The following is a 24,036-nucleotide window of genomic DNA, read 5'->3' as shown; positions in this document are numbered from 1 at the left end:
GGCATGACAATGCTACTTCTTCAGTAGGAAGCCGGCGACGCTCTTTTCGCGGACGAAGGTCTTCTGAGCGGCAGCCTGCACGTCAGCGGCGGTCACCTTATTGAGTTCATCTGCCCAGTTGAGGAAGATGCGGTAATCGCCGTACATTTCGTACCAGGCAAGCATGGTCGCAACATTTTCCATATCGGTCAAGCTGCGTACCAAGCCAGCGTAGGCGTGATTCTTCACCTTCTGGAAGTCGCGTTCGCTCACGGTTTCAGTCTTCAAGCGTTCCAATTCTTCCCACACGATTTTTTCGACTTTCGCAGGGTCGGCATCCGGACGCAGGTTCACCGTCACGCCGAATTCAGAAACATACTTGTTCGGCGAATTCGAAGCCTTCACACTCACGGCGAGCTTTTCTTCTTGAATCAGGCGCTTGTAAAGTCTGCCGGAGCGGCCATTCAAAACACCTTCGGCAATGTCCAGCGGGTAAAGAATCTGGTTACCCACTTCAGGAGTCGTAAACACTAGAGTATAAAGGTTCGGAGCATCCGGGCGCTTTACGGTCAGGCGCTTTTCGCCGGCCTGTTCGGGGTCACGAATCGTAAGCGGCGGGAAAGCCTCGCCCGTCGGAATCGGGCCAAAGTACTTCTTCACCATTTCCATCGTGGAGGTCGTATCAATGTCACCTGCCAGCACGAGAATCGCATTGCGCGGCTTGTAATACTTGCGGTAATGTTCGTCGGCCATTTCTCGAGTCAAGTTCATAATGTCGCTCGGCCAACCAATGGTCGGCACACGATACGGGAAGGCTTCGTAAATCATGGAATTCAGCGTTTCGTAGAAACGACCCGTGGGCTTGTCATCGTAGCGCATGCGGCGTTCTTCGCGCACCACCATACGTTCGGAATAGAATTCGCGCAGCACGGCGTTCTGCATACGATCGGATTCCAGCCACATGAACAGTTCAATTTTATTCTTCGGGAGCGTCACGATGTAGGCGGTCATGAGGTCGCTGGTGAAAGCGTTCAAGCCCGTGCCGCCTGCGGCCTGGTAAGCGCCCCAGAGTTCGTCCTTCACAAAAATCTTGCGGTGTTCGTTCACCACGGAATCGTGCTCGGCGGTGAGCTTTTTCACCTTCGCGGTATCGCCCGCCAAAATCGCCGGACGGATGAGTGCCTGCAGGCTATCTTGTGTGGCCATGAACTTGGCGTCGGCAATGCTGTCGGTAATGCCCACCTTCTTGGTTCCCTTAAAGAGTTCATGTTCAAGAATATGCGCAAGGCCGGACTTCCCCGGAACTTCGTGCACGGAACCCGTCACATAGAACAGGCGGCAGCTCACCGTAGGTGCCTGCTTGTTCGGGTGCAAAAGCACCGTGAGCCCGTTCGGCAAAACTTCTTTGTGAACCACCAAGTTCACCTGGGCAAAAGACTGCGTAAACAAGGCGGCGACCAGCGCCACACCCCACGAAATTTTATTGAGCCAATTCATTACGACTGCTCCCCGCTACTTTTATCTTTAGCGAACTTGATAATTTCCTGTGCGATTTCGTTTGCCTTCTGCGTATCTTCGTTGTAGATGGCATCGATTTTTTGGCAACCCAGTTCCAGAATGCGGCGCGCCAGCGCAGAATCCTTTTGACTGCGCAAGTCGCGAATGGCCAAGTCAATCAGCTTGATATCGGCCTTTGCCGGGTAGCCCTTCATAAAGTCATAAAACAGCTTGATTTGTTCATCGTACTGGGCGTCGGTTTCGAGCGCAAGCAAGAACGGAATCACGCGCACGTTCAAAAGCTTGCCCAAGTCGCCCACGAAGGTATTCAGCGTGAGCCCCTTCGGGAACAACTCTTCGGTATCGTTCTGCAGGTCGTCGGTATCCATAAATTCGCCGGATTCAATCTGCGTGAGCGCCTCGTTCAAAAAGTCCATCTCTTTTTTGCGGGCCTGTTCGCGGAACCTTGCCTGGTAATAAATCGGGAGCGTCGTGAGGCAAAAGTGAGCCTGCCCCGCGCCAATGAATTCACCGATGTAATAAATGTCGGCGTCTTCGGCGAGAATGTCCTCTTCGCGGTTAAAGTTACCGATCTTTGCCGGAATCGGAATGACTTCCATGCTCGAAAGTTCGTGCAGGCGTTCGCGCATCTGCTCTACATCCATATCGGGCGGGAGTTCCACGCCTTCGGCCTGCATCGATTCCAGCATGTCGTTCAGCTTGTCATCGACAGCACGGTCAATCGCCTTCTTGCTAGGTACGCGCGGCGAGAACATGCGGAAATCGCCTTCGAGCGCCAAGAGCCCGTTCTTGATCATGTCATCGAACGGTGTGCCGCTATCGCGTTCGTCGGGGTTCGGCAAAATCTTGGCATAGGCAATCATGCGCCCGCACAGGTTGTCGTCATTTCCTTTTTTCTGCTCAATACCTAACATACAGGGAGCAATATAGTAAAAGCTGACAATAAGAAGTGACACGAACGTGTCATTCTGAGCGAAGCAACGTAGTTGCGTAGTCGAAGAATCTAAACGCAACAGAGATCCTTCGACAAGCTCAGGATGACAAAAAAGCTAACGCCTTTTGTCACTTCACGCGGATGATTTGCTGGCGGAGTAGGGAGCCGTCGCCACGCTGCAGCAGGTACATGCCCGGTGCCAGATTTTCGGTGCTTACGCTTGAGCCTACGGATTCGCGAATCAGTTGTCCCGTCAAGGTAAACAGGCGAACGCGAGTTGTCGGGACCAACTGCTGGCCCGGCGTTGCAAGCCCGCGAATCACAGTCGTTCCATCGGCCTTCACCAACTTGAGTTCCACCTGGTCCAGGTTCGGGCCATCGTTACCGCCCACAGTCGCAAACGTCATGTAGCCCGCGCCCTCGGCGAGTTTCGCCTTGAACGAAAGCGTTTCCCAAGTCGTCCAATTCGTGGTCGCCGCAAAGGAAAGCGACTCGGCACTCTTACAACCGTCAATGCCGGCAGAGCACACGCCCGGGGCCGCGGCCGCCAGGCTGCGTGCATTGCCGCTACCGTTCGCATAGCGCACCACAACTTCATACTCGCCCGCGACTTCAGCATATACGGGCACTTGAATCATGCTCAAGTCGCCGGCTGCAAAGTTCACGAAGGCGGTTCCATTAAAGCCCGCATTGTTGCTTTCGGCAGCGGCATTCGTAATGATACCGTCTTCCGCCTGAAACACGTTAGAGCCATCGCCCACGAATTTCGCCGTAAGTTCAATATCGCCTGTAGCCTTAATGGTCACCGGAGATTTTTCGGCATCGATTCCGGCAGCACTCTTGCCGCTCCAGCCCGCGAATTTCCAGCCCGCGTTGGCTGCAGCCGTGAATACAGCCTCTTTGCCTTCCATGACTTTATCGCCATTGAGGTTTGTCGTAATTTTACCGCCAAAGGTTTCACCGAGCGTTACTTTGTAATAAGTCGCATTCGCATCGACTGTTGCGACTTCGTTGGAACTTGCGCCGAGACCGCCCCTGCTGTTAGCCGCACGCACCGTAATCTTGGAGCCCGTGGCAACGCCATCAAGCGAGAAACTAGGTGCCGTCACATTCGTTTTGTACTTGCCGTTTACAAACACCACCCAGGCACGAGCATTATTGTCGTCGGCCCATACGATTTCGGCACCTTGCTGCTCAATTTTCGGAGTATTTGCCTGCGCCGTCAACTTGGTCGGATCCCAGTTGTCGCTACCCTTGAGCACGTTCTGGAGTGTGTACTTGGCGGCATCGTTTGCGTCCCATACCGTCTTGAGCGTCGCGGTAGAGCCATCTTTGCTGCCGTCAAAGTAGGTTCGACGTTTGCTCGTGTTCACCGCGTTCCCGTTGCCGTCTTTGCTGTTGTATTCGCCAAAGACCTTGGGCGCCGAATTCATGTTCTTTTGCCAGCCTTCGGCTGTGGGCTGCGCAATCATCTTGGTGTTCAAGAAAACTGTTCTTGCAGTTCCCCACGAACGCCCCAAGTAGAACGTGCCGTTAAAGCTGCTGTTCGTCACGGTGATTGTCGTGTTGTTGAACACGTAACCCCAATCGGTATTGTTCTGCGAGGCGGTAATGTAGCCGCCGCTACGGCGCATCACTAGGTTCGTTCCTTCAAAGAACACATCGCCGTCACCGCAAATAAAGTCGACCGTACCTTCGATCTGTCCGTTTTCCCAATAGCTGCGGCCCTTCTTGTTGTTGTTCAGCTTGGTGTAATAGGTATCCTGCGTACTCAGGAGCTTTACGTTCTTGTATACAAGCTTGTCGCCCACAGTCATGAGCGCGTCGTGGCGGCAGGCGCTGCCGCAGTTGGCTTCATTCCCGTAGTTTGCCTTGTTGTAAAGCGTAATGTCTTGCATGTACACGCTGTTTGCGCTCACCTTGAGAGTCGCGGTCACGCTAATGCCTTCGTTAATGGACTTGTTGTAAAGAACCGTCTTGTCGGCACTTTGCCCCACGAGCGAAGTATTCGACGCCGTGAAAGTCGTCATCTGGTTGCTGTCGCCGGTAAGGCTTCCGATGTTGTATTCGCCATCGGGGAAGAAGATAACGAAATGGTTCGATTCGCTCGCGCCCGAAGACGCAGCCTTGCTCATGGCCGCCTTAAAGTCGCCATCGACACCGACCACGAAATCGATTTTCTTTTTTTCGACTGCGGAGGCAGAAACTGCGAAGCCTAAAGCCGCACAAACAAAAATCTTATTCAACATATCACCTCGCTCCGTTGATGCGGAAGATTTTGCCGTTTGCTTTCTTCAGGTAAACGCCAGTAGCGTTATCGCGGCTACCGAAGTCTACGTAGTAGCGGGCGGCAGCATTTGCCGGAACCGCCTGCACAGCGCGTGTCCCGATCACGGTCGTTCCACCGATATCCTTTTCGCCGGCGTACAGGTCAGCGCTCATCCAGCCAACGTAATCGATGTTTGCCATGCCGTCTTTCGAGGTGCTCACAAACTTGAGTTCGCTGTAGCCCTTTTCGAGCGGCACCTTAATGGTTTGTGCCTCCCAAGTGGTCCAGCCACCAGTAGAACCCATGCTCACGCCTTGAACAACAAGCACATCGCCCACGTATATGTCGTAGTCGCGAGCGCTAGAGCCACCATTTGCAAAGCGAATTGTCAAATCGTATTCGCCCGCCTTCGCAGCGGTCACGCCGTAAGTTACGTAGCTACCCGTTTCGTTGTCTACATTGGCGTAGCCCTCGCCCACAAAGCCCGTGTTGGTCGCTTCTTTAGCGCCCTTGATGTCTACAAAGTTCACGCCATCGATGAATGTCTTGCAGGTATCGCTCCCGCAAAGTACTGCCGGCGGCGGAGGCGGAACGTAGGTGCCAGACATCTTTTCAAGCGCTTCCAAATATGCGGATTCTGTCGAAAGGATTGCGCTGCCGTAGTCGCCTGCCCACTGGTAACCCGTGCGGCGTTCCTCGCTAATCTTCATAAAGTCCTGCGTCTTGGTGCTGGCCCCGTCGCGGTCGCAGAAAAAGTAGTCGTCGCTATTCACCTCGTAAAAGCGGAACCACAACGAAGAGCCCGCCTTGTCGACTACACCGGCAGTCTTGCTAAAGGCTTTGTCTTTCAGCTTGTTTTTCTTGTACCAGGAAATGGCCCCTTTGACCGCTTTCTGGATTGCCTCGGTCTGTTCCGGCCAGTTCATCAGGAACCACACCACGCCCATCGATTCGTTGCCAGACTTACTCGGAAGTTCGTAAGCGCGGGCTCCCACCGGAGCGAGACTGTTCGTGTCATGCTGGGCACACCACACCGTCAAATTTCCGTTATTCACAATCTGCGCCTTGAGCAAGTAGTCAATTGCCTTGTCCATCGCCCCTTGCATCTTGGCGCGAGTCGCATCATCAATGATATCGGAATCAAACGGCGAAGTCTTGTTTGCAATGTCCATCATCGTGACCATTGCGCGAATCATGGCGTTGTCGTTCAGCGTAATTTGGTCCGAATAGTTTCCGCGCTTGGGCCACACCTGCGGAAGCCCGCCCTTGGAACGCTGCATAGTCAGCAAAAAGTTCACGGCCTTGTTAAAACTCGTCTTGAAAGCCGCCTTGTAATTGCCGTTGGTCGTCTCCTTGTAACGCACCGCCAGCAAGCGCATTTCTTGAATGGTCGCATTGTTGTCGATGGTGCCGAGGTCGCCGCCATCCTTGGCGCGCCATTCCGACTTTTGTCCACCGGAATAGGCACTCTTGTACTTGTCGGCCATCGCCTTGTAAAAACCGCCGTTGCCAATCTGCCACGTGGTCATGTTGTAGGCATATTGGTCAATGTCCATGCCAGACGCGGCCGAAGTCAACTCCGAATAGCCGCGGTAGCTGTTAACCTTCGAAACCGCCGTTGCAGGGGGAACATAATCCGCCGCATACGACGACACCGCAAACATCAAACCGAACGCGCCCATGACCGGCGCAGGCAACTTCCAAACACTCATAGCATCCTCATTTTGCGGGCATACCCGCACATTCGTTTTAAATCTACCTTATTTATAGAGGTTGCGGTCAAACAAAAGCACTTTTTTCGTAGTCCACGGACAACTTTTGCGCGTATTTTAGTCCACATTTGCGTAAAAACAAAGGTTTTTGAGTAAAATAATGATAAAAATTTACAGAAATTACAGTCCACAATTAGGCAAACAACAAATTTTTTTATTAGCGAGTACAGCCCGCCTCGGTGAACCGTGGAACGCCCTGAAATTTCTATCTTTACCCCCCGTATGAATACCAAGATTTACTATACTCTGACTGACGAGTCGCCGTTCCTGGCGACTCAATCCCTGCTCCCCATCGTGCGCGGTTTTGCAAAGGCCGCCGATATCGATGTAGAAACCAAGAACATCTCGCTGCCGGGCCGCATTCTGGCCGCCTTCGGCAAGGCGAGCGACGACCTGGATTTCCTCGGCAAGCTTACGCTTGAACCGGACGCAAACATCATCAAGCTCCCGAACATTTCGGCTTCTGTACCGCAGCTCAAAGCCGCCATCGCCGAACTCCAGAAGAATGGCTTTGACGTGCCCGATTACCCGGACGCTCCGGCGAACGACGAAGAAAAGGCAATCCGCGCCAAGTACGACAAGGTGAAGGGTTCTGCCGTGAACCCGGTACTTCGCCAAGGCAACTCCGACCGTCGCGCCCCTAAGGCAGTGAAGAACTTTGCCCGTAACAACCCGCACAGTAACGGCAACTGGAACACCTCCGTGAAGACTCACGTGGCGAGCATGGATGCGGACGACTTTTACGGCAACGAAAAGTCCATCACCATGGCCGACGCCGACACGTTCAAGATTGAATTTGTCAATGAAGCAGGCGAAGTTACGGAACTCCGCGCCGCCAAGCCGCTTCTGAAGGGCGAAATCATCGATGCCACCGTGATGCGCATGGCATCGCTTGAAAAGTTTATCGCCAATGCGATGGCCGAAGCCAAGGCGAAGGGCCTGCTGTTCTCGGTGCATCTGAAGGCCACCATGATGAAGGTCTCTGACCCGGTGCTGTTCGGTGCATTCGTGCGCGTGTTCTTCAAGGATGTGTTTACGAAGTACGCTGACCTGTTCAAGGAACTGGGCATCGATGCCAACAACGGTCTGGGTGATTTGTACAAGCGCCTCGAAGGCAATGCTCACGAGGCTGAAGTTAAGGCAGCCATTGACGCCGCTCTTGCTGCGGGTCCGGACCTCGCAATGGTCGATTCCGCGAAGGGCGTTACGAATCTGCATGTGCCGAGCGACGTGATTATCGACGCCTCGATGCCTGCGATGATCCGCAATTCTGGCTGCATGTGGAACAAGGAAGGCAAGCTGCAAGAGACGATTGCCTGCATTCCGGACCGCTGCTACGCCGGCATTTACGACGAGACGATTGAATTCTGCAAACAGAACGGCGCATTCGATCCGAAGACGATGGGCACTGTGCCGAACGTGGGTCTCATGGCCCAGGGCGCCGAAGAATACGGCAGCCACGACAAGACTTTCGTTGCAAAGGGCAAGGGCGTCATTCGCGCCGTGAACAGCAAGGGCGAAGTTCTTTTGCAGCAGAATGTTGAAGCAGGTGACATTTTCCGCATGTGCCAGGCCAAGGACGCTCCGGTGCGCGACTGGGTGAAACTCGCTGTGACACGCGCCCGCCTCAGCAACACGCCTGCGATTTTCTGGCTTGACCCGGAACGCGCTCACGACCGCGAAATCCAGAAGAAGGTGGAAGCCTACTTGCCGGAACACGACTTGAACGGCCTTGACATCAAGATTATGAGCCCGCGCAAGGCGATTGTCGAAACCATGAAGCGCGCGAAAGCCGGTCTCGATACCATCGGCGTCACCGGCAACGTGATGCGCGACTACCTCACCGACCTTTTCCCGATTCTCGAAGTCGGAACTTCTGCCAAGATGCTCAGCATCGTGCCCTTGATGGCTGGCGGTGGCCTCTACGAAACAGGTGCAGGCGGTTCTGCCCCCAAGCAGGTGCAGCAGTTCCTCGCCGAGAACTACCTCCGCTGGGATTCCCTCGGTGAATACTTCGCGCTGGTACCCGCCTTCGAACAGGTCGCGCTGAAGGACGGCAACAAGAAGGCGAAAGTCTTGGCCGACACGCTCGACGAAGCCAACGGCAAGATTCTCGAATTCAACCGCACGCCTGCCCGCAAAATCGGCGAACTCGACAACCGCGGTTCACACTTCTACCTGGCCCTCTACTGGTCCGAGGCCCTTGCCGCCCAGAAGGACGACGCAGAACTTGCCGCCAAGTTCGCCCCGGTCGCCAAGGCCCTCGCTGAAAACGAGCAGAAGATTGTCGCCGCGTTTGCCGCCGAGCAGGGCAAACCCGCTGATATCGGCGGCTATTACCTGCCGAAGGCTGATCTCTTAAAGAAGTGGATGCGCCCGGTAGCGGAATTCAACGCTGTGATTGACGCGCTGTAATCGGCGTGCAGCAAACGAGATTCGGTCTTATTTCCTCGTGAAATAAGGCCGTTTTCTTATGTACACGCGAAATCGCAGATTCATTTTCTCTTTAAGACCTTTTGTATGTAAATTTACCTTGAAAGGTATTATTATGAATTTCTCTAAAATCGCTCTTTTCGCTGTTGCCGCCTACGGTTTTTCGCAGGCAGCCATTACGGGCAACGTCGTCGATGAATCGGGCGCACCCGTTCACAACGCCGCCGTCACCGTCAGGACTCTCCCGAACCTACTCGCAAACGCCCGGACACTCACGAACGACAAGGGAGCCTTCAAGCTTGGCAACGCCAGGAAAGACCAAAGCATCATCGTGCGCAAGGCGGGGTTCCTCCCCGAAACGCTCAGCGTAGTCGCAGGCCAAAAGAAATACGATAACATTACCTTAAAGCGCGACCCCATCGAAAATAAAATCGACGAAATCATGGCGGGCATGACCATTGACGACATGATCGCCCAGATGACGCAAGCGAAAGTTCCCAAGCTCAACTGCGGCGAAGGCGTTTGCGGTTCCGCCCTCGAAGGCGGCGGTGCCTACACCGCCGATTTCTACAAGAGCGCCTGGAGTCAAAAAATCCCTGCCACCTACGGCAAAGACAACGTGCATGGCGTCGCCGACGTAAAAGGGGCAACCATTTTTCCGCACAACATCGGCCTCGGTGCCACCCGCGACTCAGCGCTTGTACGCAGAATCGGGCAAGCCGTCGCCGAAGAAATGTGGGCCGCCCACATTGACTTGAATTTCGCGCCCGCCATTACCGTACCGCAAGATGAACGCTGGGGCCGCGTCTACGAAGGCTTTGGCGAAGACCCCGAACTCGCCGTGAGCCTGGGGGCCGCATTCGTGCGCGGACAACAAGGCGACCACAACGACGCTGAATGGCGCGTGATTACCACCATCAAGCACTTTATCGGCGATGGAGCCACCAAAAAAGGATACGACCGCGGCAACGCCATTATCTCTAAAAAGGATCTCTACAAAAAATACCTGCCACCCTACGAAGCCGCCATCGAACAAGGCGCTTTGAGCGTCATGGCAAGCTTTAACCAAGTGAACGGCGTTCATCAGCATATCGATTCTGCCCTGCTCACAGGCGTTCTCAAGACGGAACTCGCCTTTGACGGCTACGTGATTGCTGACTGGGAAGGCATCGAACATTCCACGACGCCAGGCGCTGCAGGCAACTACTTCGCCGGCGAAGTCACCGACATGTCTTCGAAAGACGCCATCCGCGCTTCCATTAACGCGGGCCTCGACATGGCCATGGTTCCGCAATCGGTACACAACTTTGTCAAGACCATGAAGGTGCTACTTGCCGAAGGAAATATCAGCGAAGACCGCATCAAGGACGCCTGCCGCAGAATATTGCGCGCCAAAATCCGCGCCGGCCGAATCGACAACCCCAAGGGTCCCGCCGCCTACGTAGGCGTTACCAAGAACATCGGCAGCAACGAACACCGTCAAATCGCCCGCGAAGCCGTTCAAAAAAGTCTCGTCATCCTCAAGAACAACAAGGTTCTTCCGCTGGATACCAACGGCAAAGTCTTCGTGACCGGCAGTCACGCGAACAACACCGGCCTACAATGCGGCGCCTGGACGCTCGGCTGGCAAGGCACCCTCGACGAAGTCCCCGGAGCCACATCGATTCAAGCAGGGTTCGACGAAGTCGCAAAAGGCACGCGTGTGAATACCGCTGAAGAAGCCGGCACCATCGTGTACGTTGTCGGCGAAGTCCCCTACGCCGAATGGTTCGGCGACTACCGCGGCGACGATTTCAACAACAAAATCATTTTCAAAGAAGACCGCACCGACATGTCCTTCAACAGCACCGACGAATACATCGCACAGATTAAGGCTTGGCAAAAAGCCGGCCACAAAGTCGCCGTCGTGCTCATCACCGGCCGCCCGCTCCCCATCACCTCGTTCATCAAGGCTGCCGATGCATTTGTCGTAGCATGGCTCCCCGGTAGCGAAGGCGCAGGCGTTGCAGACGTTCTCTATGGCAAGGTAAAGCCCACCGGCAAACTCCCCCACACCTGGCCCAAAGACGCCAAGCAAATCCCGATTAACGTCGGTGACGGCAAAAAGGGATTATACCCATACGGCTACGGGCTGACGTACTAAAAAGCTGAATACACCTAATTTAAACACCGAAGAATTCGTTCACTTTGCTGCAGACAAAGTCAATTTCTTCAGTTTTCAGGCCAAAGAACATCGGCAGGCGCAGCAAGCGATTGCTTTCGTTGGTGGTGTACTTATCTTCGCCGTTAAAGCGGCCATAGCACAGGCCCGCAGGCGACGAATGCAACGGCACGTAATGGAACACCGCTAGAATTCCGTTGTACACCAAGTGCTTGAGAAGCGCCGTACGCGTCTGCAAGTCTTCGACCTTCAGGTAGAACATGTGAGCATTGTGCGTACAATGCTCCGGAATAACCGGCAACTCAACCAAGCCCTTGTCGGCTAGCGGCTGCAAGCGTTCACGGTAAGCGTTCCAACTAGCCATGCGGTTGTCATAAATTTCATCGGCGCATTCCAATTCCGCATAAAGGTAAGCGGCGTTGAGTTCGCTCGGCAAGTAGCTGGAGCCGAGCTCTACCCATGTGTACTTGTCGACTTCGCCGCGGTGGAACTGGCAGCGATTCGTGCCCTTTTCGCGAATGATTTCGGCGCGGTCGCAATACTTTTTATCATTGATGAGCAGCGCACCGCCCTCACCCATGCTGTAATTCTTGGTTTCGTGATAGCTGTAGCAGCCAAAGTCACCAAGCGTTCCGAGCGCCTTGCCCTTGTAAGTTGCCATCATGCCTTGAGCGGCATCTTCCACCACGAAAAGATTGTGGCGTTTTGCAATCTCGTTGATTTTGTCCATTTCGCAAGCCACGCCCGCGTAGTGCACCGGCACAATCGCTTTCGTCTTTTCGGTAATGGCCGCTTCAATCAAATTTTCGTCCAGATTCATGGTATCGGGGCGAATGTCCACAAACACGCACTTAGCTCCCTGCGACACAAACGCATCTGCCGTACTCACGAACGTAAACGACGGCATAATCACCTCGTCGCCGGGCTGAATGTCGCAAAGGCGGGCCGACATTTCAAGCGCATGCGTGCAACTGGTGGTCAACAGCGCCTTTGCCGTACCGGTATGCTTTTCAAGCCAATCGTGGCACATCAAGTTGTAAGTGCCATCACCACAAATACGGCCACTTTCGACGGCCTGTTTTACGTAATCAAGTTCAAGTCCTACAAAAGGCGGTTTGTTGAATGGAATCTTAGTCATAGGAATTTTCTCCGACCTAAATATACATCATTTAGCCCTCTTTTTAAGAGAAAAAATGCAAACCCCTCGATTTCGAGGGGATTTAATCACACCGCATAAAGCGGGATATTGGTAAGGAAATTTTGTTCCTTATAGGGGCGCAGCGAATAACGGATAGCCCTAAGCCCAGGTGTTTTTTGCAATAACATCGAAAGTGAGTTTGAACGCACAGATTCACCCGATTTTACTTCAATGGGTAAAAGGTGACCCTCCGACTGTATTAAGAAATCCAATTCCAACCGAGAATCATCTGTTGAGTGATAGTAAATCGGATCTATTTGCTTACTTTTCATTTGCTGCAGAATAAATTGTTCGGCAAGTCCACCATTGAAATCAGCAATCAAGTCGCTTTTAATTAGAATTTGCGAGGAGTCTGTATTCGCCATCGCACCTAGCAGTCCCACGTCAAGCGTATACAGCTTGAAAATGTTTAGTTCTTCGTATATGCTTAACGGCAAAGCGGGCCTGGACACACGCGATACCTTGTATAACAGGCCAGAATCAACCAGCCATTCGATGGCTTCTTCGTATTGTGTCGCACGAGCCCCTTTACGGAGAGCTCCGTAAATAAATTTCTTGTATACATTTTTCCGCATACAAAATCAGCAGAAAACAACATTTTTCGACATATAATGTACAAAAAGCGCAAACAATGCGCATTTTTCGTAAAAACGGGCCCTTCCGGCACAAAAATCCGAATTCTGCTTAACATGATAAGCAATTTTTGCCACTTTTTGCTTAATCTATTATGCAACTAACATTCGTGAATGATACAATATGCACTAAACTAGCCTTTTTCCCGTTTTCGCGTGTTCCGACAGGGCGATTTGTATATATATTACTAATTGTAAAAAAACTTTTAAAATGATCCGGGGAGGTGTTTTGTATGCGTAAAGCGTTACGTGTAATTTTGGGAATAGCAGCCCTGTTCGTCGGTGGTTGTTCGCACACCGTATCCCTGGATGATGAAGATAATGAAGAAGTTGGTGAAGATATTGGTGAAGATGTAGATGAAGATGTAGATGATAAAGTCTCATCTTCTGATACTCAGAAATCTTCTTCAAGTTCGCAAAAGGAACTTAAGGATGCTTGGAGCTGGGATGTGTCGAGGGCGTCTCTCTTGAATCCGAAAATTACCTATGGCACCATGACCGATTCCCGCGATGGGAAAAAATACAAGACTATAAAAATAGGCTCCCAGACCTGGATGGCAGAAAATTTGAATTTCGCCGACAGTGCAGCGAATCCTAGCCTTAAGGGTAGGAGCTGGTGTTATGACGACAAGGCTGAAAACTGCGCGGTGACAGGTCGCCTTTACACCTGGGCTGCGGCTATTGATTCCGTGAAACTTGCAACCGATGCTGACAATCCGCAGGATTGTGGTTATGGTAAGACTTGTACCCTTCCGGCAAGCGTTCAGGGAATTTGTCCGAAGGGCTGGCACCTACCGAAAGAGGCTGATTGGAACACCCTATTCAGCGCTGTGGGCGGAAAGTCTGCTGCTGGCTCTGCTCTCAAGTCCCAGACGGGTTGGTATGGCAGTGGTGACGGCGCTGATGGTTACGGCTTTTCGGCATTGCCGGCGGGTCTCAGAGATCTTAATGGCAACTTCTACGATGTTGGAAACTCTGCCTACGTCTGGAGCGCTTCTTGGTTTGGCAGCCACGAGGCCGCTTACATGAATTTGTATTACGGCCGTAAATCTGCACTTCAAGACTACGACTACAGTTATGTCGGTTTTTCTGTCCGTTGTCTTCAGAACTCTGACGATACTGCAAAATCCAGTTCCTCCAGTTCTCTCAATGGGGATGAGTCTAGTAGTAGTTCCGTAAAGTCCAGTTCTTCTGTGGGCCCGAGTTGGGATTTGCCGAAAGAAGCATACTTGAATTCTGAAATCAATTATGAAACCATTACCGATGACCGCGATGGTAAAACTTACAAGGTTGTTAAAATCGGAAAACAATGGTGGATGGCGGAGAACCTCAATTACGCCGATAGCGTAGCGACACCCAGCCTCAAGGGCGGGAGTTGGTGTTACAATGATTTGGAAGAAAACTGTGAGGTGGCAGGTAGGCTTTACACATGGACTGCTGCGATTGATTCGGTGAAATTGGCGACCGATGCCGATAATCCGCGGGATTGCGGCCGATATCACGATTGTGGCTATTTAGGTCGTATTCAGGGCATTTGCCCCGATGGTTGGTATTTACCTCGTGATGGGGATTGGGAAACCTTGTTCGAAGCAGTGGGCGGCAAGTTAGAGATGACTGGTAATTACGCTAATGCTGGTAAAGCGCTCAAGTCTCAGCTTGGGTGGAGCAATAAAGGTGGCGGCACCGATGCCTATGGTTTCGCTGCGCTGCCTACCGGCCGGCGTAATGGTTCTGGTTTTGAAAGTATAGGCTCTCGCGCGAGCTATTGGACTGCTACCCAATCTAGCACCGTTCAGGCGGATTACGAAGGTCTGGTCTCTGCCAGTAACGATGCATTTTCATTTTACTCAGAATTTATAGAAGTTGCTTTTTCAGTTCGTTGCTTTAAGGATGCGGATTAATGAATAATAAATCTCTCGCTCTTTTCGCCATGGTGCTTGTTCTGGCCTTTTTTGCTTGCGATGATTCTTCGTCAGCAAGTTCCGAGGAACCGAGCTCCGAGAGTAGCTCGTCTTCTGCTACTTCTAGTTCGTCGGCCTCAAAAATTTCAAGTTCGTCGTCTTCAAAAATTTCGAGTTCGTCAAGTTTGGAAAAAAGAGCATATGACTGCCAAAAATACAAATGTATTACGACGGAATACCTAAATCAGGATCTTCTAAAGGCAGGGAAGTATGGCGAACTCCTTGACGAAAGGGACCAACGGGTGTATAGGACGATTCAAATTGGTGAACAGACCTGGATGGCGCAGGGCTTGAACTTTGTAGACCCCGCCCACAAATCATGGTGCGAAAGTTCCGCAATGGACGATTGCAACGTAAAGGGACGCCTTTACACGTGGGGTGCTGCTATGGATTCCGTTAATACCGGTTGTGGTTACGGCTCGAAATGCTCGCCGACTCTGCCTGTACAGGGAATTTGCCCTAAGGGTTGGCACTTGCCCGATCAAGAAGACTGGGAGGAACTGTTCATTGCGGTTGGTGGCAAATCTATAGCAGGAAAAAAGCTCAAATCTACGGTTGGTTGGAAAAGTAGTGGTGACGACTACAGTGTTGATGGAAACGGTGATGATGCTTTTGGCTTTTCCGCCTTACCCACTGGAGGCTATGAAAACAAAACCTTTTGGAGTCAAGGTGAAGTGGCGTTCTTCTGGAGCACAACCACGGGAGTCCCTGATAGCTTGCAGGCGTGCTATATGGCTCTGAGCAAATCACAGAATGGTGTAGAACGAAAGTGCAATAAAAAAGAATACGGTTATTCCGTTCGTTGTCTCAAGGATTCTCCTAATCGGCCATCGCTCAATGAATCAAGTTCGTCTGCGGAGGCCTCTAGCAGTTCTGTGTTTGAATGGGAGTATCCTAAGGAATCGTTCTTCAATTCTAAAATCGAGTACGAGTCCATAACCGACGATCGGGATGGTCAGGTTTACAAGATTATTAAGATAGGTGAGCTATGGTGGATGGCTGAAAATCTGAACTTTGATACGGATAGTGAGGACACTCCTGTTAAATTGAGGCGTAGTTGGTGCTATGATAATGTGGCGGATAATTGCAATGTGGCGGGTCGCCTTTACACCTGGGGAGGGGCTATTGATTCTGTCAATACCGGCTGCGGCTTTGGTTCTGTATGTTCGCCGACTCAGCCTGTACGGGGAGTATGCCCCAAGGGTTGGCACCTGCCTAGTCGGGAAGAATGGGATGCTCTTCTTTTTATCGCAGGAGGTGATGATGATGCTGGCCAAATTCTCAAATCCCATACTGGATGGAGTCGCGAAAACGGCGATGATACGTTTGGTTTTTCTGTGATGCCTGCGGGCCGTGGAGAATATACTATGGGGAATGGGCGTTACGTTTATGAAGCGATGGTTTTTGGGGCAGCCAAAAACTCCGCAGAATTCTGGAGCTCCTCAGAAAAAGATGAATACGTGGTATGGGATGTGATTTTTGTTACCCAAAATGAGCAGACATTTAGTTTTGGGGCGAATAAACGAGACGCACTCTCTATTCGTTGTGTGCAGGATTATTAGGCCTCTGAACTATATAGGGCAATTAGTACAAAAAGCCGCTTTCGACGGCCTGCTTCACATAATCGAGTTCGAGCCCCACGAACGGCGGCTTGTTGAATGGAATCTTCATAACGCAGAAAATATATATTTTTCAGGCATAAAAAAGATATATTGTTTACATCATGAGTTTTAAAAAGAAAATGTTGCTTCTCGGTGGTAGCCACGCCGAAATTCCGCTGATCCAGGCCGCGCAAAGTTTGGGCTGGTATGTGATTACCACGGGTAACGCTCGCGAAGGCTTGGGCCACCCTTACGCCGACAAGAACGTTTTTGCAGACTTTAGCGACAAAGACGCCATGCTGGAACTCGCCAAGAGCGAGGGTGTACAAGCGGTCTGCTCCGGCTGCAATGACTTCGCCTTGCTCAGCACCGTGTACGTTTGCGAAAAACTTGGACTCCCCGGCCACGACAGCTACGCGGCCAGCCTCGAGATTCATCACAAGGATAAGTACCGCGCACTCGCAACTAAACTCGGCATTCCGACGCCGCGGGCCATTACCGTTAAAGTCGCTGACACGGATTCTGCCGAAGGGCGCGCAGACTTCGAAGCCGCCATTGCGCAACTTACCTTTCCGATTATCGTGAAGCCCGTCGACTTGACCGGCGGCAAGGGCATTCATCGCGCCGCAAACGCCGACGAAGCCCGGATCGCTTACAAAGACGCCTGCAGCCGCACACGGCAAGATCATGTCGTTGTCGAAGAATTTGTACAGGGCACAAACCACGGGTTCTCCGCCATGCTCGTAAAAGGCAAAGTCGCATTTGCCTTTGCAGACAACGAACAATACTTCGTCAACAAATACTTGGTGAGCGGCGCAAACACGCCAAGCACCACGGCAGTTACAGGCCTCGCCAAACTCCGCGAATACAGCGAACGCATCGCGCAAGAATTACACTTGGTCGACGGCATTCTGCACATCCAGTACATCGAACGGGCCGACGGCACACCCGTCATCATCGAAATCTGTCGCCGCCCGCCGGGAGATTTATACATCAAGTTCGTGAAGTATGCGACAGGCATCGACTACCCGAAATTCATCGTGCTGGCTGAAATCGGCGAAGACATTTCCGGCATCGCCGACGTGCCCACGCAAGGGTTCTGGCTGCGTCACTGCATCATGGCCGGGCCCGAAATCGAAAACGGAAGCACCGTCCGCGATGTGACATTCGCACCCGAAATTCAAGGCAATATCGTCGAAAAATTCCTGTGGTACAAACCCGGCGAAGTTATTACAGATAAACTCACCTACAAAGCCGGAATCGTATTCTTCAAGTTCGACACCCTCGCCGAGATGCAAGACAAAACCGCCCGCATGACCGAACTCGCGAAAATAGTGGCAGAATAAAGTTTACTATATTCCAAGGTATGAAGAAGGAACCTTATCAGATTGCGTTTATCGGGGGCGGAATCAATTCGGCCATCGGCGAAGTCCACAAGGCCGCAAGCCAGATGGACGGGCATTTTGAACTTGTGGCGGGCGCATTCAGCACTCACACCGAAACCAACCAAAAAACCGCCCGCACCTGGGGCGTCGCAGACGAACGCACCTACGCCGACTACCACGAACTTTTGAAAGCCGAAAAAGGCAAGCTCGACGCCGTCGTGGTGCTCGCGCCGACCGATTACCACAAAGACATCGTGATTGACGCACTGAACGCCGGGTTCCCCGTGATTTGCGAAAAATCGCTCGCCACCAGCGTAGCCGAAGGCGAAGCCATCGCAAAAGTCGTTGCCGACACCAAAGGATTTTTCTGCACCACTTACAACTACACCGGCTACCCCATGGTACGCGAACTCAAGCAGTTCATCGCCGACGGCAAGCTCGGTAAAATTCAGCAAGTGCAAGTCGAAATGCCGCAAGAAGGCTTTATGCGCCTGGGCACCAACAACGAACCGCCCAAACCACAAAGCTGGCGACTCAAGGACACCGTGATTCCAAAAATCTCGCTGGACCTTGGCAGCCACCTGCACAACATGATTTACTTTTTGACCGGCGAACGCCCCGAACACATCGTGGCCGACCAGACCACCTTCGGGCTTTTCCCGCAGATTGTCGATAACGTGGGCGCCCTCGTGCAATACACCAACAACGTTCGCGCGCAAATTTGGTTCAGCAAAACCGCACTCGGCAACCGCAACGGCCTGCGCATCCGCGTATACGGCAGTGAAGGCAGCGCCGAATGGTTCCAGCTGGAACCCGAAACGCTCAAGACCTGCGACCTGCGCGGCAACGTAAGCCTGCGCGACCGCACCGGCGACGTCAAAATCGCAAACCAGCAACGCTACAACCGCTTTAAAGCTGGTCACCCCGCTGGATTCATCGAAGCATTCGCGAACTACTACAAAGACATCGCCGACTGCCTCGGCCAATATTTCGCGACCGGAAGCTTTACAAGCCAGTACGTATGCGGCATTCACACCTCGCTGGAAGGCCTCGCCATGATGCAGGCCGCCGCGAAGTCCGCACAAAGTAACAAGTGGGAATCCGTTCAGCAAAGGTTTTAAATGAAACTCTCTTTTGTCATTCCCTGTTACCGCAGCGAAAACACCATCGAAACCGTGGTGCAAGAAATCCGCGACACCGTGGCCGCGCGCAACGCAGCAGGCAACGGCTCCGACGGCAAGTCCTTCGACTACGAAATCGTCCTGATAAACGACTGCAGCCCCGATGGCGTATGGCAAGTCATCAAGAAACTCGCCGCCGCCGACAACAAGATTAAAGGAATCTGCCTCGCCAAGAATTTCGGGCAACACAGTGCCCTAATGGCAGGCTACGGCCAGGCCACCGGCGACTACATCATCAGCCTCGATGACGACGGCCAAACCCCCGCCAGCGAAAGTTTCAAGCTTGTAGACAAACTAGAAGAAGGCTACGACGTCGTTTACGGCTACTACGAACACTCGGCGCAGCACCTGTTCCGCCGTTTTGGCACCTGGGTCAACAAGAAAATGGCCGAAGCGATTATTGGCCAGCCCAAGACGCTTCGCACAACGAGTTTCTTTATTATGCGCAAGTTCATCGTCGATGAAATCGTGCGCTACCCCAACCCGTTTGCCTACATTAGCGGGCTCGTTTTCCGCGCCACAAAAAATCTGGGCAACGTCGAAGTGCAACACCGCCGCCGCCTCGAAGGCCGCTCCGGCTACACTATCGCAGGCCTTATCGGGCTCTGGATCAACGGCTTTACCGCATTCTCCGTCAAGCCGCTCCGCGCCGCGACTTTTATTGGCGTTATCTGCGCCCTCGTAGGATTTCTCGCGGGCCTCTACGTCGTCTACCAGAAATTTCTCAATCCCGAAATTCCCGTGGGCTACACCAGCATGCTCGCCACACTCCTGTTCGTGGGCGGTATGATTATGCTCTTGCTCGGACTCATCGGCGAATACGTGGGCCGCATCTACATCAGCATCAACCAGTCGCCGCAATACGTGGTGCGTGAACGAACTTTCTAATTTACAGTCTTTCTAACCAGCGGCTCATAAAAACATTGTAAACAGAATAGCTTTTTCCTTCGAGCGAAAGTTCTTCCAGCAAAAGTTCCTTATCGACAAGGGACTCAACAATTCTCTTTACTGCTGCAGAGGTTCCCAGCTTGTATTTAGATATAAATGCGCCAGAAGTCGGTTGCGACACACAACCTTCTTTCGCAACGGCTTTCAAAAAAAGCCATTGTTTATCCGTAATCAAATTACGCCGTTCCAAGAATCCAGGAATTCCTTCATCCAAAAGCTGTGCACAAGCTTTTTTTACCGTCTCTAAACCAATGGCTCCTGTTGAAATTTTGAAAATTCGATGGCACAGACTCTGCGTATAAAAAGTATGTCCCCGAGTCCATTCCATAATAAAATCCAAACTTTCGTCATCTATTGTAAATTTGCCCATTACAAATAATTTTTTAATAAAACGAACATACTTATCGTGCTCAATTTTGCCTAAATAAATACAATGGGTACTTTCATAAAAAGGACTTTTGGCGTTTGTAAACATGTCTGTCATCACATGTTTTTTACTTCCGCAAAAAATAAAACGCACGTTTTTCAAAGGTTGAATGTAGGTACGGAGTAGAGCTTCCATATTAACATCCTTGAAATTGCGGATTTCTTGAAATTCGTCTATTGCAACGACTATTTTCTTTTTTTGCTTTCCTAAAAAATCAAAGATTTCTTTTATCGAGGTTTCTTTCTGTTTATCATTCTGATAAGTAATTGTAACTTGCGGAGTCCCTGAAATAGAGTCGTATGACAATAACGGTCGTACACCGCCAAACGCCGAAAAGAATTTTTTTAAAATTGATTTATCTTGAACATTTTTCACAACGGCTTCGGCCAAAAGTTTGATAAAATCTTCAACGTTACTTGCGGAATAAATATCGCAATAGCATTTAATAACAGAAGGTTCCTTCTTAGCCAATTCATCGAACACCCTGTATATCAATCCTGTCTTGCCCAATCTTCGTGGAGAAATCAGTGTGACATTAACCCCATTTAGCAAATCGTCAAGAATATTTTCCGTTTCTGTTTCACGATCGCAAAACAGGAATTTATTCTCATACGGAACCAAAATAAACGGATTTTTCATACAATTGTCCTCACTTAACAAAATGTAATATACAAAATGTTAACCCTAAAGTCAATAGCGTTGAGAAACAAAAGCCTTCTAATTCAGCACCACGAACGGGACCCAGCGTTTGTAGAATTTCTCTTGGAATTTTAACGGAGAAAGTATGGGGTTATGGTCGCCTTGTACAATAAAGCGAACATTCGGGTGCTTTTTCGCAAGGTTAGCAATCAGTTGCAGTGTACCTGCAAGGCGTTCGGTATAAGCAGAATCCACAGCAGCAGCATCAATCCTGTAAGGATCCTTGAAACCCTGCAGCGGGAACTTGGTGTCTAGCGTAGTCCAGGCGATAAAACGCAAGGTGGGATCCTGTACATTCAGCAAGCTATCAAGCAACGCAACTGACTCATGATCTGCGCGAGGCTCAGCGCCCGAACTACCCGAAGCGCCGTAGAAGACCTCGTCAAAGCCAACATTACGAATGTACTTGTTGCGCATTTGCACTAGGCTATCGCCGCCATAAATAAACTGCGTCTTTACGCCTTGCGCCCGCAGCACCTGCGGTAAGAACACCGTATCGCGGCGGCCCGTTGAATCGCGCGTGACGCTATAAATCAAGTCTTCACGTTCGGCGGTCCTTGTGCGGCTATACATGCGGTGGTGCGCCCCCACCTGCATCGAGATTCCTTCAAAAATTCGCAACTGCTTTGCAAAGCGATTCGTATCTAACGGGATTCCCCAGCTTTCAACAAGTACCAGCACATTCGTCTTAGTCGAATCGACAAAGCCTCGCGTAATTGTTGCCGAATCGGTCGTAAAATATTTCGCCTTGAACGATTCCGGCAAGCTGTCGCGAGCAATCGGCTTGGGTGCCGTACGACTCGCATAGTCCACCACCGGGAACTGCGCTAAAGGCTGCGCCGCATAATGGTTATAGGCAAACAAGTGCGCCATCAACGCCACAAAGAGGATGAACGAAATGGCACTCGCGCTGAAAGGTTTCACTTTCCACATCATGGCTACGGCAAGGCCGCAAGTCACAAAAGGCAACACGCCGTACCAGCCCGTAGACCAGCCCTTGATGGCGAGCAAGTTTTGCAAATCCAGCCAAGCGACAACCACCATCGCCGCGCCAATCACCGGCAGCAGCACCCACCGCAACCTTCTAAAACTTTTCGCTAGAACAAAAAGCATCAGCAAGCAGAATTCTTCAAAGCCGAAGAGTCCACGAACAATGTCTTGCCCCTTTTCAAAAGTCAGCAAGAAGGGCACAATGGTAATAAGGGCGCTTGCAATCAACGGGTAAAGGAGTTTCATTATTCAGTCTCCTTTGCCGCAGAGTCAGCCTCAACCAAGCGGTACTTGAAGAATTCCATTTCACCGATAACCCTGAGAGTATCCACCGCAACGCTATCATAGTAATGCCGCTGCAAAAATTTCGCCAAATTACCTTCATTAATCACAATCACGTTGTCATGCACCACATCTTTAATAGGGTTCGTGATACCGAACTCCGCAAGCGCTTGAGTAATCTCCGGCAGGTAAGGTGTCCAGTAACCAAAAGACACCGTGCGGCGGTAGCTGCCAATGGGCTCCGCCAAATAAGGCGGATTTTTGTGGTGGCTAAAACGCATATAAGCGTTCATGCTCAACAAAAACATCTTGTCCGGCTGGCTATCGATATAGGCAAATACTTGGTCGTAGTCCGTAGAATCTTCAATAGCCAAGGTACGGAGTTCGCCCGAACTCGGACCGCGCACCAACTCTCCACTAGTTGCATAGGTATACACATTCGCAAGAGCAATCACAGACAACGCAACAACCACCAACTTGCGCGGCAACTCATAGCGGAATCGCCCCCACAACGGCACCGCAAGTACCGCCGCGTAAAGCCAGAAGCCGCTTTCTACACGGTACACCAGGCGGTTCATAGCAAGCAACATAGACATCAAGTACAAAATCACCGCAAAATTCGCCCACAAATACAGAAACTTTTGACGATTGGTCGCACATATCAGCAAGCAGAAAATGAACCATGTCCAAAACAGCGGCGAATGTAGTGAATGACCCAACGCACTCAGCAATCGCTGCGGGATACCGCCCCGTTCTATTTTATCACGATAATTACCGACTACATCGATAATGGCACGCATACTGTCAACAGCGAACGTTTCTGTATCATAAAACATCCATTCGGTAAGCATGTGGTAATCAACACCGGACTTACCCATCTCTTCAAGATCTTCATACACGGCATTCTGATTATAATTGGATGCTTCACCTAAAGCAGCGCGCGGCCCCTGAATATCTACATAAGGTGCGTACTCCGCATTTCTATACAGCGAAGCATCAAAATGGTGCATGGCGTACGCCCCCGCAAACATCACTGTAAGGCCTGTCACCGTCACCCACTTAAACTTCCAACACAGTTTCAGGTTAAACAGCAACCCCACGCAAAAGAACGGCGTTCCCATCAAAAAGACCTGCCAGCGCATCACGGAGCCCCAAAGCAACAGCAAAACACCCAGCACTACAACGACAATGTCATGCCGAGCCACTTTAGGGGCGCGGCAATCTACCAAGCCATGTGCAAACAACAGCATTCCCGCCGCACTCAAAATAGAAGCGCACTGCGTAAACTGAATAACCAAATAAAAATCGCTAGCGAACATGGCTGTAAAAAGCATCGCCAGCAAAAGCCCCCAACGTTCGCCACACCGCCGCAACAGCACATAGCCGACAGCCGTAAAAGACGCGAACACCGCAAACATTTCGCCAATGTAATACCACCCCACCTTGGGGAACAAGTGGTACAGCGGCAACAAGGCGTAGCCATAAACAGCGTTCACAAAAAGCAGATGCGGGTTATAATCGGTGCCATGGGCACCGGTCAGTACCGCCGCCATAAAATAGTCGTCTACAGCCCCGAACTTGATGTCGCCAAAAACAAGGCAAAGCACCAAAAAGAACAGATTGATTGCGACCGAATATAAAAATGCACGTTTAAAAGGCATACGAG

At 51.4% G+C, this 24,036-nt stretch carries 16 protein-coding genes; 7 read left to right on the top strand and 9 right to left on the bottom strand.

Features of this window, described 5'->3' with window-relative positions; translation table 11 throughout:
- Nucleotides 1-12: 12 nt before the first annotated feature.
- The 4 genes from BUA40_RS11375 to pelA all read right to left on the bottom strand — a co-directional run bounded on the left by BUA40_RS11375 (nucleotide 13) and on the right by pelA (nucleotide 6,412).
- Nucleotides 13-1,476, bottom strand: a complete 1,464-nt coding sequence (locus BUA40_RS11375; RefSeq protein WP_072800978.1) for a M16 family metallopeptidase — start codon at nucleotides 1,474-1,476, stop codon at nucleotides 13-15.
- Nucleotides 1,476-2,411, bottom strand: coding sequence for a hypothetical protein (locus BUA40_RS11370; protein ID WP_072801001.1), 936 nt, complete (start codon nucleotides 2,409-2,411; stop codon nucleotides 1,476-1,478). The genes BUA40_RS11375 and BUA40_RS11370 overlap by 1 nt, the downstream gene beginning before the upstream one ends.
- Before the next feature lie 148 nt (nucleotides 2,412-2,559).
- A complete protein-coding gene (locus BUA40_RS11365; RefSeq protein ID WP_072800977.1) occupies nucleotides 2,560-4,680 on the bottom strand; it encodes a pectinesterase family protein in 2,121 nt (706 codons plus the stop codon).
- Nucleotide 4,681: 1 nt separating this feature from the next.
- On the bottom strand, nucleotides 4,682-6,412 hold the full coding sequence (pelA, locus tag BUA40_RS11360) for a pectate lyase (RefSeq protein ID WP_083585382.1): 1,731 nt from the start codon (nucleotides 6,410-6,412) through the stop codon (nucleotides 4,682-4,684).
- A 282-nt stretch (nucleotides 6,413-6,694) separates the two neighbouring features.
- Between pelA and BUA40_RS11355 the strand changes: the two genes are divergently transcribed.
- On the top strand, nucleotides 6,695-8,887 hold the full coding sequence (locus tag BUA40_RS11355) for an NADP-dependent isocitrate dehydrogenase (RefSeq protein WP_072800976.1): 2,193 nt from the start codon (nucleotides 6,695-6,697) through the stop codon (nucleotides 8,885-8,887).
- Nucleotides 8,888-9,020: 133 nt separating this feature from the next.
- Nucleotides 9,021-11,048 carry a glycoside hydrolase family 3 N-terminal domain-containing protein gene (locus BUA40_RS11350; RefSeq protein ID WP_072800975.1) on the top strand — a complete coding sequence of 676 codons (2,028 nt, stop codon included), beginning with the start codon at nucleotides 9,021-9,023 and terminating at the stop codon, nucleotides 11,046-11,048.
- Nucleotides 11,049-11,067: 19 nt separating this feature from the next.
- Here the strand turns inward: BUA40_RS11350 and rffA are convergent, their stop codons facing one another.
- Nucleotides 11,068-12,204, bottom strand: coding sequence for a dTDP-4-amino-4,6-dideoxygalactose transaminase (rffA, locus tag BUA40_RS11345; RefSeq protein ID WP_072800974.1), 1,137 nt, complete (start codon nucleotides 12,202-12,204; stop codon nucleotides 11,068-11,070).
- 86 nt (nucleotides 12,205-12,290) lie between these two features.
- Nucleotides 12,291-12,839, bottom strand: a complete 549-nt coding sequence (locus BUA40_RS11340) for a DUF4143 domain-containing protein (protein WP_072800973.1) — start codon at nucleotides 12,837-12,839, stop codon at nucleotides 12,291-12,293.
- A 290-nt stretch (nucleotides 12,840-13,129) separates the two neighbouring features.
- On the opposite strand from BUA40_RS11340, the gene BUA40_RS14810 reads away from it, so the two are divergent.
- From BUA40_RS14810 to BUA40_RS11310, 5 genes are all read left to right on the top strand, one after another.
- Complete coding sequence (locus BUA40_RS14810; RefSeq protein ID WP_072800972.1) at nucleotides 13,130-14,797, top strand: fibrobacter succinogenes major paralogous domain-containing protein; 1,668 nt, start codon at nucleotides 13,130-13,132, stop codon at nucleotides 14,795-14,797.
- Nucleotides 14,797-16,419: a fibrobacter succinogenes major paralogous domain-containing protein gene (locus BUA40_RS11325; RefSeq protein ID WP_083585381.1), complete on the top strand. Its 1,623-nt coding sequence runs from the start codon at nucleotides 14,797-14,799 to the stop codon at nucleotides 16,417-16,419. The genes BUA40_RS14810 and BUA40_RS11325 overlap by 1 nt, the downstream gene beginning before the upstream one ends.
- A gap of 161 nt (nucleotides 16,420-16,580) precedes the next feature.
- Nucleotides 16,581-17,804, top strand: coding sequence for an ATP-grasp domain-containing protein (locus BUA40_RS11320; RefSeq protein ID WP_072800969.1), 1,224 nt, complete (start codon nucleotides 16,581-16,583; stop codon nucleotides 17,802-17,804).
- A gap of 20 nt (nucleotides 17,805-17,824) precedes the next feature.
- Complete coding sequence (locus BUA40_RS11315) at nucleotides 17,825-18,964, top strand: Gfo/Idh/MocA family protein (RefSeq protein WP_143149789.1); 1,140 nt, start codon at nucleotides 17,825-17,827, stop codon at nucleotides 18,962-18,964.
- On the top strand, nucleotides 18,965-19,912 hold the full coding sequence (locus BUA40_RS11310; RefSeq protein ID WP_072800967.1) for a glycosyltransferase family 2 protein: 948 nt from the start codon (nucleotides 18,965-18,967) through the stop codon (nucleotides 19,910-19,912).
- A gap of 1 nt (nucleotide 19,913) precedes the next feature.
- On the opposite strand, the gene BUA40_RS11305 is transcribed toward BUA40_RS11310, so the two are convergent.
- The 3 genes from BUA40_RS11305 to BUA40_RS11295 form a co-directional block, all read right to left on the bottom strand.
- A complete protein-coding gene (locus tag BUA40_RS11305; RefSeq protein WP_072800966.1) occupies nucleotides 19,914-21,038 on the bottom strand; it encodes an AAA family ATPase in 1,125 nt (374 codons plus the stop codon).
- A 78-nt stretch (nucleotides 21,039-21,116) separates the two neighbouring features.
- Nucleotides 21,117-22,334, bottom strand: a complete 1,218-nt coding sequence (locus BUA40_RS11300) for an alkaline phosphatase family protein (RefSeq protein WP_255369295.1) — start codon at nucleotides 22,332-22,334, stop codon at nucleotides 21,117-21,119.
- Nucleotides 22,334-24,031: a hypothetical protein gene (locus BUA40_RS11295; protein ID WP_072800964.1), complete on the bottom strand. Its 1,698-nt coding sequence runs from the start codon at nucleotides 24,029-24,031 to the stop codon at nucleotides 22,334-22,336. Before BUA40_RS11295 ends, BUA40_RS11300 begins: the two co-directional genes overlap by 1 nt.
- Nucleotides 24,032-24,036 lie beyond the last annotated feature (5 nt).

This window comes from Fibrobacter sp. UWT2 (genome assembly GCF_900142545.1).
In the GTDB taxonomy this organism is placed as follows: Bacteria; Fibrobacterota; Fibrobacteria; order Fibrobacterales; family Fibrobacteraceae; genus Fibrobacter.
The sequence above is the reverse complement of the archived record's forward strand: the minus strand, read 5'-3'. Positions and strand labels throughout refer to the sequence as shown.

Bases quoted from the DNA above. Each gene is read 5' to 3' on its own strand.
- BUA40_RS11375 (WP_072800978.1), bottom strand. From the start codon at position 1,476: ATGAATTGGCTCAATAAAATTTCGTGGGGTGTGGCGCTGGTCGCCGCC.
- BUA40_RS11370 (WP_072801001.1), bottom strand. From the start codon at position 2,411: ATGTTAGGTATTGAGCAGAAAAAAGGAAATGACGACAACCTGTGCGGG.
- BUA40_RS11365 (WP_072800977.1), bottom strand. From the start codon at position 4,680: ATGTTGAATAAGATTTTTGTTTGTGCGGCTTTAGGCTTCGCAGTTTCT.
- pelA (WP_083585382.1), bottom strand. From the start codon at position 6,412: ATGAGTGTTTGGAAGTTGCCTGCGCCGGTCATGGGCGCGTTCGGTTTG.
- BUA40_RS11355 (WP_072800976.1), top strand. From the start codon at position 6,695: ATGAATACCAAGATTTACTATACTCTGACTGACGAGTCGCCGTTCCTG.
- BUA40_RS11350 (WP_072800975.1), top strand. From the start codon at position 9,021: ATGAATTTCTCTAAAATCGCTCTTTTCGCTGTTGCCGCCTACGGTTTT.
- rffA (WP_072800974.1), bottom strand. From the start codon at position 12,204: ATGACTAAGATTCCATTCAACAAACCGCCTTTTGTAGGACTTGAACTT.
- BUA40_RS11340 (WP_072800973.1), bottom strand. From the start codon at position 12,839: ATGCGGAAAAATGTATACAAGAAATTTATTTACGGAGCTCTCCGTAAA.
- BUA40_RS14810 (WP_072800972.1), top strand. From the start codon at position 13,130: ATGCGTAAAGCGTTACGTGTAATTTTGGGAATAGCAGCCCTGTTCGTC.
- BUA40_RS11325 (WP_083585381.1), top strand. From the start codon at position 14,797: ATGAATAATAAATCTCTCGCTCTTTTCGCCATGGTGCTTGTTCTGGCC.
- BUA40_RS11320 (WP_072800969.1), top strand. From the start codon at position 16,581: ATGAGTTTTAAAAAGAAAATGTTGCTTCTCGGTGGTAGCCACGCCGAA.
- BUA40_RS11315 (WP_143149789.1), top strand. From the start codon at position 17,825: ATGAAGAAGGAACCTTATCAGATTGCGTTTATCGGGGGCGGAATCAAT.
- BUA40_RS11310 (WP_072800967.1), top strand. From the start codon at position 18,965: ATGAAACTCTCTTTTGTCATTCCCTGTTACCGCAGCGAAAACACCATC.
- BUA40_RS11305 (WP_072800966.1), bottom strand. From the start codon at position 21,038: ATGAAAAATCCGTTTATTTTGGTTCCGTATGAGAATAAATTCCTGTTT.
- BUA40_RS11300 (WP_255369295.1), bottom strand. From the start codon at position 22,334: ATGAAACTCCTTTACCCGTTGATTGCAAGCGCCCTTATTACCATTGTG.
- BUA40_RS11295 (WP_072800964.1), bottom strand. From the start codon at position 24,031: ATGCCTTTTAAACGTGCATTTTTATATTCGGTCGCAATCAATCTGTTC.